This is a genomic window from Cupriavidus sp. GW821-FHT02F09, assembly GCF_059421605.1.
Map to the genome: position 1 here is coordinate 142,092 of NZ_JBWKVH010000003.1, position 18,078 is coordinate 160,169.

Annotated in this window: 19 protein-coding genes; 12 read left to right on the forward strand and 7 right to left on the reverse strand. The window is 64.6% G+C overall.

Annotation, left to right across the window (positions count from 1 at the left end; all coding sequences use genetic code 11):
• The first annotated feature begins 44 nt into the window (after nt 1–44).
• From AC07XB_RS05135 to AC07XB_RS05150, 4 genes are all read left to right on the forward strand, one after another.
• A complete protein-coding gene (locus AC07XB_RS05135; protein ID WP_492826658.1) occupies nt 45–1,112 on the forward strand; it encodes an ABC transporter ATP-binding protein in 1,068 nt (355 codons plus the stop codon).
• A complete protein-coding gene (locus AC07XB_RS05140; protein WP_477134589.1) occupies nt 1,090–1,872 on the forward strand; it encodes an ATP-binding cassette domain-containing protein in 783 nt (260 codons plus the stop codon). The genes AC07XB_RS05135 and AC07XB_RS05140 overlap by 23 nt, the downstream gene beginning before the upstream one ends.
• Nucleotides 1,873–2,002: 130 nt before the next feature.
• Nucleotides 2,003–2,875 (forward strand): transporter substrate-binding domain-containing protein, encoded by an 873-nt coding sequence (locus AC07XB_RS05145; RefSeq protein ID WP_492811973.1) that lies wholly within the window; start codon nt 2,003–2,005, stop codon nt 2,873–2,875.
• A 77-nt stretch (nt 2,876–2,952) separates the two neighbouring features.
• Nucleotides 2,953–3,762, forward strand: coding sequence for a transporter substrate-binding domain-containing protein (locus AC07XB_RS05150; protein WP_492826656.1), 810 nt, complete (start codon nt 2,953–2,955; stop codon nt 3,760–3,762).
• Nucleotides 3,763–3,884: 122 nt separating this feature from the next.
• Here AC07XB_RS05150 and pcp read toward each other — a convergent pair whose 3' ends face one another.
• Complete coding sequence (gene pcp / locus AC07XB_RS05155) at nt 3,885–4,532, reverse strand: pyroglutamyl-peptidase I (protein ID WP_492826654.1); 648 nt, start codon at nt 4,530–4,532, stop codon at nt 3,885–3,887.
• A gap of 97 nt (nt 4,533–4,629) precedes the next feature.
• Here pcp and AC07XB_RS05160 point away from each other — a divergent pair, with 97 nt between their 5' ends.
• The 3 genes from AC07XB_RS05160 to AC07XB_RS05170 all read left to right on the forward strand — a co-directional run bounded on the left by AC07XB_RS05160 (nt 4,630) and on the right by AC07XB_RS05170 (nt 6,278).
• Entirely contained in the window at nt 4,630–5,568 is a 939-nt protein-coding gene (locus AC07XB_RS05160; RefSeq protein WP_492826652.1) for a LysR family transcriptional regulator, read from the forward strand.
• Between the two features lie 66 nt (nt 5,569–5,634).
• Nucleotides 5,635–5,766, forward strand: a complete 132-nt coding sequence (locus AC07XB_RS05165; RefSeq protein WP_492826650.1) for a type II toxin-antitoxin system PrlF family antitoxin — start codon at nt 5,635–5,637, stop codon at nt 5,764–5,766.
• Nucleotides 5,763–6,278 (forward strand): type II toxin-antitoxin system YhaV family toxin, encoded by a 516-nt coding sequence (locus AC07XB_RS05170; protein WP_492811981.1) that lies wholly within the window; start codon nt 5,763–5,765, stop codon nt 6,276–6,278. Before AC07XB_RS05165 ends, AC07XB_RS05170 begins: the two co-directional genes overlap by 4 nt.
• Before the next feature lie 31 nt (nt 6,279–6,309).
• Here AC07XB_RS05170 and AC07XB_RS05175 read toward each other — a convergent pair whose 3' ends face one another.
• The 6 genes from AC07XB_RS05175 to AC07XB_RS05200 all read right to left on the reverse strand — a co-directional run bounded on the left by AC07XB_RS05175 (nt 6,310) and on the right by AC07XB_RS05200 (nt 12,432).
• On the reverse strand, nt 6,310–6,606 hold the full coding sequence (locus AC07XB_RS05175; RefSeq protein ID WP_492371260.1) for a XapX domain-containing protein: 297 nt from the start codon (nt 6,604–6,606) through the stop codon (nt 6,310–6,312).
• A gap of 71 nt (nt 6,607–6,677) precedes the next feature.
• Nucleotides 6,678–7,118, reverse strand: coding sequence for a DoxX family protein (locus AC07XB_RS05180; RefSeq protein ID WP_492371261.1), 441 nt, complete (start codon nt 7,116–7,118; stop codon nt 6,678–6,680).
• A gap of 42 nt (nt 7,119–7,160) precedes the next feature.
• On the reverse strand, nt 7,161–9,026 hold the full coding sequence (locus tag AC07XB_RS05185) for an amidohydrolase (protein ID WP_492371262.1): 1,866 nt from the start codon (nt 9,024–9,026) through the stop codon (nt 7,161–7,163).
• A 155-nt stretch (nt 9,027–9,181) separates the two neighbouring features.
• Nucleotides 9,182–10,003, reverse strand: a complete 822-nt coding sequence (locus tag AC07XB_RS05190; protein ID WP_492826769.1) for an alpha/beta fold hydrolase — start codon at nt 10,001–10,003, stop codon at nt 9,182–9,184.
• Nucleotides 10,004–10,220: 217 nt separating this feature from the next.
• On the reverse strand, nt 10,221–10,907 hold the full coding sequence (locus AC07XB_RS05195) for a hydrolase (protein WP_492371263.1): 687 nt from the start codon (nt 10,905–10,907) through the stop codon (nt 10,221–10,223).
• A 505-nt stretch (nt 10,908–11,412) separates the two neighbouring features.
• Nucleotides 11,413–12,432, reverse strand: a complete 1,020-nt coding sequence (locus AC07XB_RS05200; RefSeq protein ID WP_492811984.1) for an AraC family transcriptional regulator — start codon at nt 12,430–12,432, stop codon at nt 11,413–11,415.
• A gap of 171 nt (nt 12,433–12,603) precedes the next feature.
• On the opposite strand from AC07XB_RS05200, the gene AC07XB_RS05205 reads away from it, so the two are divergent.
• The 5 genes from AC07XB_RS05205 to AC07XB_RS05225 all read left to right on the forward strand — a co-directional run bounded on the left by AC07XB_RS05205 (nt 12,604) and on the right by AC07XB_RS05225 (nt 18,037).
• Nucleotides 12,604–13,203: an RBBP9/YdeN family alpha/beta hydrolase gene (locus AC07XB_RS05205; protein ID WP_492811986.1), complete on the forward strand. Its 600-nt coding sequence runs from the start codon at nt 12,604–12,606 to the stop codon at nt 13,201–13,203.
• 163 nt (nt 13,204–13,366) lie between these two features.
• A complete protein-coding gene (locus AC07XB_RS05210; protein WP_492371266.1) occupies nt 13,367–14,215 on the forward strand; it encodes a TauD/TfdA dioxygenase family protein in 849 nt (282 codons plus the stop codon).
• Between the two features lie 67 nt (nt 14,216–14,282).
• A complete protein-coding gene (locus tag AC07XB_RS05215; protein ID WP_492826647.1) occupies nt 14,283–15,341 on the forward strand; it encodes a beta-keto acid cleavage family enzyme in 1,059 nt (352 codons plus the stop codon).
• 207 nt (nt 15,342–15,548) lie between these two features.
• A complete protein-coding gene (locus AC07XB_RS05220; protein ID WP_492826645.1) occupies nt 15,549–16,520 on the forward strand; it encodes a quinone oxidoreductase family protein in 972 nt (323 codons plus the stop codon).
• Nucleotides 16,521–16,702: 182 nt separating this feature from the next.
• Nucleotides 16,703–18,037 (forward strand): spinster family MFS transporter, encoded by a 1,335-nt coding sequence (locus AC07XB_RS05225; RefSeq protein WP_492826643.1) that lies wholly within the window; start codon nt 16,703–16,705, stop codon nt 18,035–18,037.
• The last annotated feature ends 41 nt before the right edge of the window (nt 18,038–18,078 follow it).

The following is an 18,078-nucleotide window of genomic DNA, read 5'->3' on the forward strand; positions in this document are numbered from 1 at the left end:
CGTGGCCTTGCCGCCGTGCATGCGGGCGCACTAGGGGAGAGCGCATGAGCGCACTGTTGGAAGTCGAGAAACTGGAGATCCGCTTCGGTACCCAGCCCGTGGTGCATGACCTGAGCTTTGCCATCGAAGCCGGGCAGACCCTCGCGCTGGTGGGCGAATCGGGCTGCGGCAAATCGGCCACCGCGCTGGCACTGATGCAGCTGTTGCCAGCTCCTGGGAGAATCAGCGGGGGGAGCATCCGCTTTGCCGGGCAGTCTTTGCTGGGCTTGCCGCCACCGGCGCTGCGCGACCTGCGGGGGCGCGCGATGTCGATGATTTTCCAGGAACCGATGAGTTCGCTCAATCCGGTGATGCCGGTGGGCCACCAGATTGCCGAAGTGCTGCGCCGGCATCAGGGCTTGTCGCGCCGCGCGGCGCGCGCGCAGGCCATCGAGCTGCTGGACCTGGTGCGTATTCCCGCCCCGGCGCAGCGCGTGGATACCCATGCGCACAATCTGTCGGGCGGCCAGCGCCAGCGCGTGATGATCGCCATGGCGATCGCCTGCAAGCCGCAGCTGCTGATTGCCGACGAGCCCACCACCGCGCTCGATGTGACCATCCAGGCCGAGGTACTGGCCCTGCTGGATACGCTGCGGCGCGAATTGTCGATGGCGTTGCTGCTGATCACCCATGATCTCGGCCTGGTGGAGCAATGGGCCGACCGCGTAGTGGTGATGTACGCCGGTCGAAAGATGGAAGAGGCGCAGGCGGGCGAGCTATTCGCAGCCCCGGCCCACCCATACACGCGCGGCCTGCTCGACGCCTCGCTGCGGCTGGATCAGGGCAGGTTCTATCGCGACACCCGGCTTGCCGAGATTCCCGGCGGCGTGGAGTCCGCGCGGCAGGCTGCTGGCTGCCCCTTCGCGCCGCGCTGCGCGCAGGCGCAGGCGCAGTGCCTGGTACGGCCGCCAAGGCCAGAACCGCTGCGCTCAGCGGTATACGAACAGTCCCGCGTTGCGCCGCCGGGCGCAACGCTGCACCACGTGGCCTGCGGGCCCGCTCACCGCGGTGCCGTGCCAGGCTATTATCAGAGCGAGAAACAGGATTCTCATGCCGCTGTTGTCAGTCATTGATCTGCATACCCGCTACGCCACCCGCGCGGGCGTTACCCATGCGGTAAGGGGTGTGTCCTTTGACATTGCCGCAGGCGAAACCGTGGGGCTGGTAGGCGAGTCCGGCTGCGGAAAATCGACCCTCGGAAAGACGCTGCTGCAACTGGTGCCCGCCACTTCCGGACGCGTGCTGCTCGACGGTGTGGACCTGGGCGCCTTGAAACCGGGGCCGCTACGCGCATTGCGTCCCCGCGTCCAGATGATCTTCCAGGACGCTTACGCGTCCCTCAACCCGCGCCGCAGCGTGCGCGACACGCTGGAGACGATACTGCGTGTGCATGGCGTGTCCAACGCGAGGGAGCGCTTGCGGCAGGTGGCGCTGATGATCGACCGGGTGGGCCTGCCGCTGTCGGCGCTGGGGCGCTATCCTCACGAGTTTTCCGGCGGCCAGCGCCAGCGCATCGGTATCGCGCGCGCCTTGCTGCTGCAGCCCGACCTGGTGGTCTGCGACGAGCCGGTGTCGGCGCTCGATGTGTCGATCCAGGCCCAGATCCTGAACCTGCTGGTTGACTTGAAGCGCGAGTTCGGCCTGGCCTACCTGTTCATTTCGCACGATCTCGCCGTGGTGCGCTATCTGGCTGACCGCGTCATGGTGATGCAGGCGGGGCAGATCGTCGAAAACGCGCCGCAGGAGCAGCTCTGGAATTCTCCGGTGCATCCCTACACGCGCGCACTGATTGCGGCCGAGCCCGCGCCTGCACGCCGGGCGCGCGCGGCCTAGCTAAGCCGGGCGGGGTTCCGGGCCCTACCTGGAGTCGCGCATATCCATATCCGAAACCCTTTCTTGTGATCGTCTGGGCGATCCAGCAAGATCCCCGCTTCCCCTTCATTTGCCTCGGTGCGTAGCCCGCATGAATTCCGTTTTCCGCTTCCCGTTTTTTCCCCAAATCGCAGCCGCCGCCTTGCTTTGCCTGGCGGTGGGCGCCGCCCATGGCGATGCCACGCTCGACAAGATCAAGCAGCGCGGCAGGATCAGCGTCGGCATCGACGGCGCCAGCCCGCCGTTTGGCTTCATGGACACGGCTACCGGCAAGGTTGGCGGCTACCAGACCGACCTGGCGAGCGATATCGCCAAGCGCCTGGGGGTGCAACTGGAGACCGTATCCGTTACCGCCAACACGCGCGTCCAGTTTCTCAATACCGGCAAGGTTGACTTGTTGATCGCCAATATCCAGTGGACACAGGAGCGCAGCGAAATCCTCTCTTTCGCGCCGACGCCTTATGACCTCATCGGTGGCGCCGCCATGGTGGCCAGATCGAGCGGCATCCATCGCTGGGAGGATTTGCGCGGCAAGATCGCGTGCGTATCGCAAGGCAGCAATTTTGCCAGGCCGCTGCAGGAAACCTACGGTGCCATCGTCAAGGGGCTGCGTGGCATTCCCGAATCGTTGCTGGCCCTGAAGGGAGGCTCCTGCGCTGCCTCAGTGCATATCCAGCCGGCGCTCTACCAGACGCTGCATGGCCAGGGCGCTGCCGAATGGAAGGACTATGAGCTTGCCACGCAGGACCAGCTGATCCCGTCACCCACTGTGGTCTGGATGCGGCGCGGCGAGACCGATGCGCAGGCGTTCGTCGACCAGGCCATCCGCGACTGGCACCGCTCCGGCCTGCTGCTGCGGACCGCGCGCAAGTATGGCGTGCCGGATGCCTACATCAAGACCCGTAACCAGAAGGCACAGCAGGGCGAATTCGACCATGCGCCCTTCGAGCAATCCAGGAAGTGACATTGCAGATGCTGAAAACCTTGCGTTCCCACTCCCATTCCCGTTTCCCTTTCTGTTTCCGTCTCCCCTCGCGTGGCGTGCGTGCCGCGCTGCTGGCCGGCCTTGCCCTGGTGGCCACTGCCGCGCATGCCGATGCCACGCTCGACAAGATCAGGCAGCGCGGCAAGCTCGTGGTCGGCGTGATCCTGTCCGGCCCGCCCTTCGGCACCATCGACCCGGCCACGCAAAAGCACATTGGCTATAACGTGGCGTTGTCCGAAGGCGTGGCCAGGGGCCTTGGCGTCACACTGGAAACCATCCAGGTGCAGCCTTCGAACCGCGTGCAGTTCCTCCAGCAGGGCAAGGTCGACATCCTGATCGCCAACATGCAATGGACGCAGGAGCGCAGCGAGATCCTGTCCTTCGTGCCCACGCCCTTTGAGGAGGTCGGTGGCGCGGCCATCGCCAGGAAGGGGAGTGGCATCGCCAGGTGGGAAGACACAAAAGGCAAGCCGGTCTGCGATTCGCAGGGCAGCAACTTCACCAAGCCGCTGGCCGAGCAGTATGGCGCGCAGATCAAGGCTTTCCGCGGCCAGCCGGAGTCGCTGCTGGCGCTCAGGGGCGGCAATTGCGTGGCGGCGGTGCATGTGAGTCCGACGCTGCGCGACCTGGTGGAGAACAACGCCGACTGGAAGGACTACGAGATCGTTTCGCCACGCGACCTGATCCCATCGCCATCGGTGATCTGGGTGCGTAAGGGCGAGACCGATACCCAGGCCGCCGTTGACCGCATCGTGCAGGACTGGCATCGCACCGGCTGGCTGATTGCCGTAGAAAAAAAGAACGGCATGACGCCCACGCCGCTGCTGCGCCAGCTGCACGAGAAGTTTCGCAAGACTCCCGCCTGAGGCGACGCGCACATGGCAGAGAATCGCTACAGCGCAGAAAGCCTGCGCACCCAGGCCGAGACCATCCTGACTCTCGGTGCCGGTCTCTGCGCAGGCTCGGCAATGCCGAGTTCCTGGCCATTTCAGTGCAGCGCGCCCGCGCCTTCTCGGATGTCCTGCTCCACAGCTAGCGTAGTCGCCACTATTACCCGGACGCCGGCAATCAGCGTATCGAGCGCAAGGCTGGGAGCGCCTGGATGGCGCGCCGCCATTTCAGGCAGATAGGGTACGTGGACGAAGCCGCCGCGCAGGCTGGGCCGGCACTCGGCAATGTAGTGCGATAGCCCATAGAAAATCGCGTTGCAGTTGTACGTGCCGGCGGTTTGCGACACCGAGGCGGGCACGCCATGTTGACGGAGTGCGCTGACAATGGCCTTGATCGGCAGGGTGGAGAAATAGGCCGCTGGCCCGTCGCTGACCACCGGTTCGTCGACAGGCTGGCGCCCTTCATTGTCGGGGATCCGTGCATCGACCACATTGATCGCGACGCGCTCTATCGAGATATCGCTGCGGCCGCCGGCCTGTCCGAGGCAAATGACCACGGTCGGATCAAGCTCCTCGATGGCGCGCTGCAGGACCTGGTTCACCTTGCCGATCACGCACGGCAGTTGACGGGCGACGACGCTCGCCCCATCGATGGACTCGCCGTCGAGCGCACGCGCCGCTTCCCATGACGGATTGATTGTTTCGCCATCGAAGGGCTCGATGCCGGTGAGCAAGATCTTGGTCATTGCAGGCTCCAAACCTGGTTAGCTGGTAGATCCGCAAGCATAGATCTGCTGGTATGAATTCTTGAAATGGATAATCAATATCCGTAGTATTGGAATCATGAATTTAGCTTCCATCGACCTGAACCTGCTGGTGGCCTTCGAGGCAGTGTTCGAGACGCGTAACGTCACGCTAGCCGCGCAGCGTTTGCACAGAGCCCAGCCGTCGGTCAGCAACGCGCTGAGCCGCCTGCGCACGCTGTTTCAAGACGAACTGTTCATGCGGACCGCGGCCGGCATGGTGCCAACCGAACGGGCCATGGCCCTGATGCCGTCCATCGGCCAGGCACTGACGCAGATCCGCGAGGTGCTGGACCAGGGCGCCGGCTTCGATCCCGCGACGGCCAGGGGCAAGCGCTTCACCATCGCCGCCAGCGACTATGCCGATATTGTGGTCGTGCCACATATATTGGCGCGGCTGCGTCGCCTGGCGCCGCACACCGACCTGCGCGTCGCCAAGCTCGATCGCGCTGCCATCTACAAGCAACTGGATGAAGGCGTGCTGGACATGGCCATCGGCGGCCACCTGGCGCCGCCAAAACGCATGCTTGTCACCCATCTGTATGAGGAGCAATTCGTTTGCATCGCTGACCGCCGCCATCCGCGCCTGCGCCGGCACGCGCTGGATCTGCAGACCTTCATCGAGTTGCCGCATGCGCTGTTCGTGCCGAGCGATGACGGTTCCACCCGCGGCGTGATCGATGAGAACCTGGCCAGGCTGGGAGTCAGGCGACGCGTGGCGGCGACCTTCGCCCACATTATTGCGTTGCCCTATGCCGTGCAGAACACCGACCTCGTCGCAACGCTCGCGCGGCGAGCAGCGTTGCCATTGGCAGGCCGGCAGATCGCGCTGCATGCGCTGCCGCCGGAACTGGGCGAAAACGCGTTCAGCATAGACATGGTCTGCAGCCGCCGCGTGCTGGGTAATGCCGCGCTTGAGTGGCTACGCCGCATCGTCGGCGAAGCGGTGGGCGATATGGAGAGGAAGGACGCGGTCTAGCTTCCGCGCATGCAGCGGTGAGCCAGGCTCGCATTCGTCCCGGCCTAGCCTTGGGGATTGTGCATTGTGGCCATTTCGGCTCTTGTTCTGGCGGCGCGCCTGCAGGCCGTCGATGCCAGTTTTGTGCGGCGCATCCAGTCGCTGGTCGGTGGCATCGAAGTTGATCTTGATGCCGCCCTTTCGGCAGACGATGAATGAGCGCGAGTCAGCCCGCGCCTTTAGTCATCAACGGTTGGACCGTTTTTGCCCATCCCCTGTTTCTTGCTCAGCTTGAGGGGCTGACCCAACAAGTCGAAGCGCTCAAGCAAAGAGACCCAACCGGGTACGTGAAGAAGAACGCCAGCAAGCGGCTGGCGGCGATCACCAGGTTGGCGTTCGAGGTGATCGCGCAGGAGCCGGCACGGCCGGAATACCGGCAGGGCGGCACTCTCGGCGACGATCACAAACATTGGTTCCGGGCCAAGTTCTTTCAACAGTACCGGCTGTTCTTTCGCTACCACGCGCAAAGCAAGGTAATCGTATTTGCCTGGGTTAGCGACGAAGACACCAAGCGCGCCTGCGAGAGCAGCGACGACGCCTACCGCGTATTCCGCAAGATGCAGGAGAGTGGCCACCCTCCGGACGACTGGAATCAGCGACTGGCCGAGGCGCGCGCAGAAGGTCTGCGCTTGCAGCGGATGGCTGCGGGAGCAGCGCAGGTGCAGCCTTGAATCGCCGGAAGGCTTGGCTTGTGAGGCGGGCTCAGCGCGAATCGATGGGGCCGCTCGGCGCTGGTGGTATGTCGTTGCGGGCCGCGGCCAAGGTTGCCGGCGGCGGTGCGCCGGTGATCTTGGGTACGCACTCCGTGTGGAACCAGGCGGCGGTGACGGGCTCGCCGGCCAGCATGCGCTTGATTGGCGGCACGACTTGCTCGCCGATCAGCATGCCGAGCAGCCCGATCAGCGCGACCACGGGCGGGGCGGGCGAGCGGACCTGCAGCAAGGCGTAGATGATGCCGACGAGGATGCCGGCGCCAAGCGAAACGATATAGAGCTTCATCGCATTTCCAGTGTTCTGTGTTCAGTGTTCAGTGTTCAGCGTGGGTTGCCGAGCTCGCGGCATGGCCAGCCTCATGCCGTTTGCCCGGCCGCGCGGCGGCAGAGGTCTTCCCACGCCACCAGTACAAAGCCGCCGACCAGGCCGATATGCTCGAAAAAGGCGTTGGCCATCATGAACTGCTCGGCTGGCGGCGCCGCCCAGAAGCGGTTGGCCAGCAGGGTCGCCAGCAGCGTGAAGACCGCCAGCGCCAGCGCGCCGAGCCAGCGGTAGACGCCACACAGGATCATCAGCGACGCGCCCAGCTCCAGCGCGATCACCGCGGCGGCCAGCGGCGCCGCTGGCGCGAGGCCGAAGTGCTGCATCTCGCCGATGGCGCCGGCGAAGTCCATGGCCTTGACCAGGCCACCTTGCAGGTAGGCGGCGCACAGCGCCAGCAGTGCAAGCCAGCGCAGCCAGGACGGGAGCGGGACGGCGCCCGCCGCGCAAGGGTGGGTGGAGGCAGAAGGGCGCATCTTGGAGTCTCCCTGGCAGGATGCGTGGATCGGACGCGCGTCTCAGAAGGCCCAGCAGGAACAGCCGAGCGCGCCCCAGAATGTGCTTTCGTCCGACGCAGGCACGCCGGCCGTCCACGCGTTCGCATGGCCGTGGCCGTGCACGCCGCAGGCACTGGCGCAGGCGCACGCGGTGTTGAGCGCGAGCGCTTTGGCCTGCGGCCGTGGCTGGTAGCCGCCAGCGTGGCGCACCGGCGACCAGTCCGGCATGGCGGGCGGCAGCGCCGGCGCGAGCTTGTCAAAATCGCCGTCGCCGTACACCACCTTGCCGCCCAGCACGGTCATCACCGAGGTGATGTCCTGGATATCGTCTCCGGGCACGCTGAAGTAGTCGGCGGAGAGCACCGCGAGGTCGGCCAGCTGGCCGGCCTTGATTTGGCCCTTCTTGCCTTCCTCGGAGGAGAACCAGGTGTTGGCTTCGGTCCACAGCCGCAGCGCCGTGTCGCGGTCGAGCAGGTTGGCTTGCGGATACATCGACAGCCCGCCCACCGTCTTGCCGGTCGTCAGCCAGTACAACGACACCCACGGGTTGTATGAGGCCACGCGCGTGGCGTCGGTGCCGGCGCCGACCTTGACGCCGCGCTCGAGCATGCGCTTGATCGGCGGCGTGGCCTCGGCCGCGCGCGCGCCGTAGCGTTCGACGAAATACTCGCCTTGGTAGGCCATGCGGTGTTGCACGGCGATGCCGCCGCCCAGCGCCGCGATGCGGTCGATGTTGCGGTCCGTGATGGTCTCGGCGTGGTCGAAGAACCAGTGCAGGCCGTCGAAGGGCACGTCCTTCGCCACCTTCTCGTAGACATCCAGCGCGCGCGAGATGGTCTCGTTGTAGGTGGCGTGCAGGCGCCAGGGCCAGCGGTTCTCCGCCAGCAGGCGGATCACCGGCTCCAGGTCGCCTTCCATCGACGGCGGCATGTCGGGCCGCTCGACGCGGAAGTCCTCGAAGTCGGCGGCGCTGTAGACCAGCATCTCGCCGGCGCCGTTGTGGCGGTACAGGTCGTCGCCCTGGCCGGGCTTGATCTGCTTGGACCAGCCGCTGAAATCACTGAGCTCGTCCTTGGGCTTTTGCGTGAACAGGTTGTAGGCCAGGCGCACCGTGAGCTGCCCGTCCTTGTGCAGCTCCTCGATGATGTGGTAGTCCTCGGGGTAGTTCTGGTAGCCGCCACCAGCGTCGATGACGCCGGTCACGCCAAGACGGTTCACCTCGCGCATGAAATGGCGCGTGGAGTTCTTCTGGTATTCGGGCGGCAGCTTCGGGCCCTTGGCCAGCGTTGCATAGAGAATGGTCGCATTCGGCTTGGCCAGCAGCAGCCCGGTGGGATTGCCGGCCTTGTCGTGCACGATCTCGCCGCCCGGCGGGTTCGGCGTGTCCTTGGTATAGCCCACGGCGCGCAGGGCGGCGCCGTTGAGGATGGCTCGGTCGTACAGGTGCAGGATGAACACAGGCGTATCCGGCGCCGCCGCATTCAGCTCCTCGATGGTGGGCAGGCGTTTTTCGGCGAACTGATGCTCGGTGAAGCCGCCGACCACGCGCACCCACTGCGGAGCGGGCGTGCGCGCCACCTGGTCCTTGAGCATGCGCATGGCATCGGCTAGCGAGCGCACGCCGTCCCAGCGCAGCTCCATGTTGTAGTTCAGCCCGCCGCGAATGATGTGCATGTGGCTGTCGATCAGCCCGGGAATCGCGCGGCGGCCTTGCAGGTCGACCACCTTGGTGGCGGCGCCGGCCAGTTGCATGATCTCGTGCCGGGTGCCGACGGCGATGAACTTGCCGTCGCTGATGGCCACGGCTTCGGCCTGCGGATTGGCGCGGTCGAGCGTGGCGAACTTGCCGTTGACGAGGATGAGCTCGGGCGTGCTGGTTTGGGTCATGGCGAAACTCCGGCCGGCGGCCGCCGCGCCGAGCGCGGCGGCGCCGGCGATGAACTGGCGGCGGGTCAGTGAGACGGAAGGCGAGGGGGACCGGGGGGCATCGGATGAAGACAGGCCGTCCCGGCCTGTCTGCTGGTCGCGAGACGGCGTGTTCATCAGGCCGAGAGGAAGGCCAGCAGGTCGGCGTTGACCTTGTCGGCTTGCACCACGCACATGCCATGCGCGCCACCCGGGTAGACCTTCAGCGTGGCGTTCTTGACGATCTTGGCGCTGAGCTTGCCCGCATCGTCGATCGGCACGATCTGGTCGTCATCACCGTGCAGGATCAGCGTCGGCACATCAATCTTCTTCAGGTCCTCGGTGTAGTCGACTTCCGAGAATTCCTTGATGCACAGGTACTGGCCCAGGATGCTGCCGGTCATGCCCTGCGCCCAGAACGCATCGATGGTGCCTTGCGAAATCTTGGCGCCGGGACGGTTGAAGCCGAAGAACGGCACCGCCAGATCCTTGAAGAACTGCGAGCGGTTTTCAGCCGTGTTCTTGCGGATGCCGTCGAACACGTCCATCGGCAGGCCGCCGGGGTTGGACGGGGTCTTGACCATGATGGGCGGCACCGCGCCGATCAGCACGGCCTTGGCCACGCGCCTGGTGCCGTGGCGGCCGATGTAGTGGGCCACCTCGCCACCGCCGGTGGAGTGGCCGACCAGCGCCGCACCCTTCAGGTCCAGCGCTTCGATCACCGCTGCCAGGTCGTCGGCATAGGTGTCCATGTCGTTGCCCTTGGCGGGCTGGTCGGAGCGGCCATGGCCACGGCGGTCATGCGCGATCACGCGGAAGCCGTGCTGCACCAGGAACAGCATCTGCGCGTCCCAGGCGTCGGCATTCAACGGCCAGCCGTGCGAGAACACGACCGGGCGGCCGGTGCCCCAGTCCTTGTAGTAGATCCGGGTGCCATCCTTGGTGGTAACGGTGTTCATGCTGCGTGCTCCGGTATGGTGGGATGCGGCGTGGCCCTGCGGCTTGCCGGCGGCAACGGCGGCGGTGCTGCCCAGGGCCGCGAGGGCGGCGGCACCGGCCGTGCTGGCGCCGGAAACCAGCAGCTCGCGCCGCGCTGGGTTCTGGGCCATGCCTTGCTGATTGGATTGCGCGCTCATGCTTGTCTGCCCGAGAGATAAGGGTGGTGTTGGCGGCGAATCAGCGGGCCGGTACCGGCGCGAGCGACTCGTGCGGCGTGGCGGTACGTTGCTCGGCCTTGTGCACCATGGTGTAGGCATAGTCCACGCCCATGCCGTAGGCACCTGAGTGTTCCTTGACCAGTTTCATCACGGCGTCATAGCTGTCACGGTGCGCCCAGTCGCGCTGCCATTCGAGCAGCACCTGCTGCCAGGTCACCGGTACCACGCCGGCCTGCACCATGCGCTGCATGGCGTAGTCATGCGCTTCCTTGCTGGTGCCGCCGGAGGCATCGCCAACCATGTAGATCTCGTAGTCGCCTTCGAGCATCGCGCACAGGGCGAAGGTGGTGTTGCAAACCTCGGTCCACAGGCCGGCGACGACGACCTTCTTGCGGCCGTTGGCTTTCAGCGCGTCGCGCACCTTCTGGTCGTCCCACGAGTTCATCGAGGTGCGTTCCAGCGTCTTCTGGCCGGGGAATACGTCGAGCAGTTCGGGGTAGGTGTAGCCCGAGAACGACTCGCTCTCCACCGTGGTGATGGTGGTGGGGATATTGAAGATCCTGGCCGCCTTGGCCAGCCCGACCGCATTGTTCTTCATGGCCTGGCGATCCATCGACTGCACGCCGAAAGCCATTTGCGGCTGATGGTCGATGAAGATCAGCTGGCTGTTCTGCGGGGTCAGCACTTCTAGCTTGGGATTGGTCATGGTTCTCTCCTGAAGTTGGGTTGGCAGGATCGTGCAGGCATGGCGCGGCACAGGCGACGGACGGCCGATCCTTGGTCGGATGCAGCGCGGGAGTGTGGCGGAGCTCTGCGCAAGCACCTCGAACGAAGGTTAAAGCTGCATGGTGCTCATCGCCATTGTCTCTTCGTATTAGTCAGCCGCTGTGGGGCGTTATGGGCAGGGCTGGCACGGCGGGCTGCTGCTGGTCAGGCGCGGATCAATGCGCCCGCGTGCGGGAATCCCGTGGAATTCCCGTCCCTTGACGCCGATATGGCCAAGACCCGGAAAGGAGATGGGCGCAGCGCCGGGCCAAGCGCCGTTCTGCGCTGCGTCCGGGGCCGGGAATACCTGCCGCCAGGTCAGCGCAAGGCTAGGCGCAGGGGGCCGGGGGCGTCTATTGCCCTTTGGTATGAGGCGATCATACCGGCGAGCCCGGCCAGAAACTGGCCTGCCTCGGTGCGCAGGTTACAGTGGGAGAGGGCGAAGATCAGCCGGGTTGCGGCAATGCACTTGCGACTGCCTGTGCGCTTTGCTTCCAGCTCGACACCGTCATGCCAAAGTGCTTTCTGAACCAGAATGCGAAAGCGCTGGGGCTTGAGAAGCCGAGCAGATCGGCGAGTTCGGCGAGGGAGCGATCGCTGTCGAGTATCTGGCGGGAGGCGAGTTCCGCCCGGACCGCCTGGAGCAGTGACAAAAAGCTCGTGCCTTCCGCAATGAGCCGGCGATGCAAAGTTCGGCGATCCACGCCAAGGTGCTTTGCCACCTGGTCCGACGTACACCTGCCCCCGGGCAACATGGCAATCACGACCTGCCGAACGGTGTGCGATGCACTCTCATCGGATCCAGACATGGCCTGGTCGAGAAAGCGACGGACATAGGGCGTCATACGGTAGTCATTGGCCGGCATGGGCGCGGCGAGGTCCTTTGCCGCACAGACGATGCCATTGAAACTCGCATTGAATTCAACCACTGAGCCGAACAGCGCTTTGTGACACGTAGCACCGTGCGGTTGACGATGCTCGAAACAGACGCTTCGGGGCCGCCAGGTTGGCCCCAATAGTTCCTGGATCGTGCGGTATAGCACGCCCACGGCCATTTCAATGGACTGCCGCACCGGGTACTTGCCGGTGACCAGGATCTCTTCGCGAATCAATACGGCATCGCCAAAGTCTTCGATGCTAGTCAGCAGCGCCGCATTGATCAGGCGCATATAGCGACACAGGTTGTCCAGCGCCTGCCGGGCATTCGGTGCTTCGCGCATCACAAAGCTGATCGGGCCCAGGTTGGCCAGCCGCCGGTCCATGGCCAGCCGCAAGCCGAAGTCTTCCACGCCCGCCATCGATGCGCTGTCCTCAAGCAACTGGCGTACCGCCATGGAAGTGACCGGCATGTCGGGATCGAGGAGGCTTCGAGGACTCAACCCCACCTTGCGCAGCATTGCCTCAGGGTTGAGTCCATGGTGGCGCGCCAGTTCCATGTAGCCGGTAAGACTGGCGCTTCGGATCAAGGGCGTATATCCGGGCATGGGTGTGTCCCAATTTAGACATTGAATGTCCCAAATAATACATCGCATTTGGTCTTGCAGAGATAGTCTTGCGATGTGGATCCGATGTGGATCTGATCCCCGATAGCTGTTGACAGACCCGAGTTCCAGCACAACCTCAAATCGAAATCCATCATGACAACGTCCACTGTGCTTATCGTCCCCGGCCTGCGTGACCAGGTTGCCGACCATTGGCAGACATTACTGGCCGAGCGACTGCCTGGTGCATGCACGGTGCCGCCGATGGGACGCGAGAACCTGGACTGTTCTCGCCGTGTCGCGGCAATTGAGCGGGCGGTGGCAGACATTGGCGGCCCTGTACTGCTGGTCGCCCACAGCGGTGGCTGCATCATGCTTGCCCACTGGGCCCTGACAACCGCACACGCAGCACGCATCAAGGGCGCATTGCTGGCATGCCCGCCTGACTTTGAACGCCCCATGCCGGAAGGCTACCCGACACTCTCCACGATCCGGTCCAGCGGCTGGCTCCCGGTACCACGCCAGCAGCTTCCGTTTCCCAGCCTGGTCGCTACCAGCCAGAACGACCCGCTGGGCGATCTGCCCAGGGTGATCGAACTCGCGCAGGCCTGGGGCAGTGACACGGTGGACCTGGGCAAGGTCGGTCATCTGAACCCGGCATCTGGCTATGGGCCCTGGCCGATGGCCTCGCAGTTGATCGAGCGGCTTGACACAGGGCGCCGCTCTAGCCGTCCCGAGCCCGCGTTGCAGCACTGACCGGGCAAGCATCAAGCATTGGCGGCAGCTCTCAACGCAAGAGCGGCCCGGCCAGCGCTACGCGCCGCATGTAGCAGGGCGTGCCCACCGCGACTTTGAGTCCCGCAAGACGACGGGCCCGTCCGTGGTGGTGATTTGAACAAAAAAACGAAGGAGACAAACCATGCATATCAAACCGCTGACGTGCGCCATCGGTGCCGAGCTTGTGAATGTGGACCTGGCAGACGCCGTGCACGACGATGGGCTGTTCGCCGAGATCAGGGCCGCGCTGCTCAAGCACAAGGTGCTGTTCCTGCGCGACCAGGACCTCACGCGCGCCGAGCATGTGGGCTTCGCGCGCCGCTTCGGCGAGCTCGAGGACCACCCCGTGGTCGGCAGCGACCCGGATCACCCGGGCCTGGTGCGCATCTACAAATCGCCGGAGGCTCCCAACGACCGTTACGAGAACGGCTGGCACTGCGACGCCACTTGGCGCGAGACGCCGCCAATGGGCTGCGTGCTGCGCTGCGTGGAATGCCCGCCGGTGGGCGGCGACACCATGTGGGCCAACATGGCGCTGGCCTACGAGAAGCTGCCCGACGAGGTCAAGCTCCAGATCGCCGGCCTGCGTGCGCGGCACAGCATCGAAGCCACGTTCGGTGCGGCCATGCCGATTGAGAAACGCCTGGCACTCAAGGCCCAGTACCCGGATGCCGAACATCCCGTGGTGCGCACCCATCCCGAGACCGGCGAGAAAGTGCTGTTCGTCAACGGCTTCGCCACCCATTTCACGAACTTCCACACGGCGGCCAACGTGCGCTACGGCCAGGACTTCACCCAAGGCGGATCGGCGCTGCTGCAGTACCTGATCGGCCAGGCCTTGATTCCCGAGTATCAGGTGCGCTGGCGCTGGAAGCCGAACAGCATCGCCATCTGGGACAACCGCTCGACGCAGCACTACGCCGTGATGGACTACCCGCCCTGCCATCGCAAGATGGAGCGCGCCGGCATCATCGGCGACAAGGTGTTCTGACCTGGTGTTCTGATCCTCACTCTCGCTAACCCTATCCCCTTTCTTCTTTCCCCCCTGGAGACACGCCATGAACTTTCTCGACGGACACCTGTTCCCCGAAAACCAGCAGCCGCTCATCATCACGGCCGCGCCCTACGCGCCGTCCTATGTCCCCTCTGACTTTCCCGAGGACATCCCGGTGACGATGGAGGCGCAGATCCAGAAGGCCGTGGATTGCTACAACGCGGGTGCCACGGTGCTGCACCTGCACGTACGCGAACTCGATGGCCGCGGCTCCAAGCGTTTGTCCAAATTCAACGAACTGGTCGCCGGCGTGCGCAAGGCCGTGCCCGAGATGATCATCCAGGTGGGTGGTTCGATCTCCTTCGCGCCAGAGACCGATGGCGCTGCCGCCAAGTGGCTCTCCGACGATACGCGCCACATGCTGGCCGATCTCGACCCCAAGCCCGACCAGGTCACCGTGACCGTGAACACCTCGCAGATGAATGTGCTGGAGCACTTCGATTACGAAGACCTGCGTGGCACGTCGATGGAAGATCCGGCCACCTTTCAGGCTTACAAGGAAATGACGGTGCCCTCGCAGCCAGGCTGGGTCGAGGAGCACATCCGCCGCCTGTCGGCTGCTGGCATCCAAAGCGCTTTCCAGTGCTACAACATCAACAGCTTCGAGTCGGTCGAGCGCCTGATGCGCAGGGGCATCTACAAAGGCCCGCTGGTCATGAACTGGGTGGCCATCAGCGGCGGCATGGACGCGCCCAACATCTACAACATGGCTAACATCGTGCGCGCCGTGCCCGATGGCGCAGTGCTGACGGTGGAAAGCTCCGTGCTCAACGTGCTGCCGATCAACATGATGGGCATCGCCATGGGCCTGCACGTGCGCTGCGGCATCGAGGACAACCTCTGGAACCAGCAGCGCTCCAGTAAGTTCAGCACGGTCCAGCAGATCGAGCAACTGGTGCGCATTTCACGTGAGTTCGGCCGCCCGATCGCCACCGCGCAGCAGGCGCGCGAGATTTCCAAGATCGGTGTGTTCTACGACACCGTGGAGGCGTCCCTGGCGGCCAATGGCTTCGCGCCCAACCGCGTCGGTCGCCAGCAGGGTCATCTGCGCAAGGTCGCCTGAGCGCCGCCACGCCCTGGCTCACAACGGCAAGGAGACCCATGATGAGGCAAGCCACCAGGTACGGCCAGCGTGCGGCGCTTCTCGGGGTCGCCTTCGCCCTGCGCGCGTCGGCGCCTCTGGCCCGTCCACGAACCCCGTCGCCGTGCTGTCAGTGACCAACTGGGCCGGCGGCGCGAAGCCCCACAGAACATACACAGGAACACAATCATGTCAAAAGCCATTCGCTTGTACGAAACCGGCGGCCCGGAAGTGCTGAAGTTCGAGGACGTCGAAGTCGGCGAGCCTGGCCCCGGCGAGGCCCGCGTGCGCCACAGCTACATCGCGCTGAATTTCATCGATATCTATTTCCGCACCGGCCGCTACCCGCTGGCGCTGCCCAACGGGCTGGGCTCCGACGCGGTCGGTGTGGTCGAGGCCGTGGGTTCCGGCGTGACGGACATCCGCGTGGGTGACCGCGTCGGCTACCTGATCGGACCGCAGGGCGCTTACTCCCAGGTGCGCGTGATGCCGGCCGCGGTGCTGATCCCGCTGCCCGATGGCATTTCCGAGCGCACCGCCGCCACGCTGATGATGAAGGGCATGACGGCGCAATACCTGTTCCGTCAGGTCTACCCGCTCCAGGGTGGCGAGACCATCCTCTACCACGCGGCTGCGGGTGGCGTGGGGCTGATCGCCTGCCAGTGGGCGCGGGCGATGGGCGTCACCATGATCGGAACCGTAAGTACCGACGAGAAGGCCGCGATCGCCAAGGCCAACGGCTGTGCGCACACCATCGTGACCTCGCGCGAGAACATCGTGCAGCGCGTCAAGGAGATCACCGACGGCAAGGGGGTTCCGGTGGTCTATGACTCGGTGGGCAAGGACACGCTGGAAGCCTCGCTGGACTGCCTGCAGCCGCGCGGTTCGCTGATCAGCAACGGCACCTCGTCGGGAGCGGTGATCGTCGACTCCCAGATGCTGGCCGTGAAGGGATCGATCTGGTTCACGCGGCCCGCCATGATGCACTATATCCAGCCGCGCGCGCACATGCTGGACATGGCCAAGGAACTGTTCGACCACGTGCTGGCCGGGCGCATCGCGAGCGAGCCCCAGCAGACCTTTGCCCTGGCCGATGCCGCCGACGCGCATCGGGCGCTCGAGTCGCGCAAGACAGTAGGCTCCACCGTCCTGGTGCCCTGACAGGGCACTGTCACGTTGCAGTAGCACACGCGGCATGCATCAAGGGCGCATTGCTGGCGTGTCCGCCTGACTTTGAACGCACCATGCCGGAAGGTTGCCGGCAATGCCCGTTGCAAGTAGCAGACTGTGCAAGCATCAGAGGTGGCTCTCAATGCAAGAGCCGACCCACTATGGAGACACGCATGAACCCGCACATCCCGCATTCCGGACCCGATGATCGCGACGACTATCTGGTCAGCCGGCCCCGAGCCTGGTTTGCCTTTGCCATGACCTTTGCGCTGATGCTGTTCGACTACATCGACCGGCAGGTCATTGTCTCGTTGTTTCCCCACTTGAAGGAGGCGTGGAGCTTGTCGGACAAGCAGCTTGGCGCACTGGTGTCGATCATCTCGATCGTTGTCGCACTGGGCGGCCTGCCCGTCGCTCTTCTGGCCGATCGGATGAGCCGGGTCAAGAGTGTCGCCGTGATGGCAACGGTATGGAGCGTAGCGACCATCTCATGCATGTTTACTCGCAACTACAGTCAGCTATTTGCCGCGCGCGCCATGGTAGGCGTTGGCGAAAGTGGCTATGGTTCCGTCGGTGCGGCACTGATTGCAAGCTTGTTTCCTAAGCGCATGCGCTCCATGTTGCTGGGAGCGTTCTTTGCCGCCGGCTCCATTGGCGCGGTCCTCGGCGTCATGCTGGGCGGCGTGATCGCCCAGCGCTGGGGCTGGCAGGCAGCGTTCGGCGTGGTGGGCTTCCCGGGACTGGCAATCGCGCTGCTGTACCTGTTCGTGCCTGACTACAAGACCGTGGAACTGACATCCCGGCTGCACAAGGCGAAGGAATCACCATGGAACTTCATCAGGCACGTCGCAAGCGCGTTGTCTGACTCGCGTACGGTTTGGTGGACGTGCGTCGGCGCAGCGTTTCAGCTCATCGTGGTGTCTACCGTCTGGGCCTGGCTCCCCAGCTACTTCAACCGGTTCCACGGCGCAGCCCCGGATGTTGCCGCCAAGCAAGCGGCGCTGATTGTGTTGTGCGGCGCGCTGGGGGCCTTCGTATGGGGTCTCGTGGTGGACAGGGCGGCTGCACGCCGGCCACGCAACAAGCCTCTCGCCGTGGCCTTCCTGTGCGTGGCGACCCTGCTGGTTTTCATTGCAGCCTTTACCGTTGCGATGCCAGCCGGCCAGCAGTTCCTGCTCATTGCGTTCGGCGGCTTTCTGATGACGTGTACGGTAGGGCCGGCGGCGGGTATTGTGCTCGACGTCGTTCACCCGGGCGTCCGTTCCACCGGCGCCGCACTACTGTCGCTCTTTCAGAACATGTTTGGCCTTGCGGTTGGGCCTTTCGTCGGGGGGGCGATTTCGGACGCCCTTGGCCTGCAGACGGCCCTTGCGGTGATGCCGGCATTCGGCTTGGTCGCCGCCGCATGTTTTCTTTTGGCGGCGCGCCAGTATGAATCGGATCTGCATCGGGCCGACATACGCCTGCAGACTTACACCGAAGTACCGCTCGCATCGGCATCCGCCTGATGGGTTTTGGAAGCAGAGGGGGACGGAGTCGGATTCGGGTG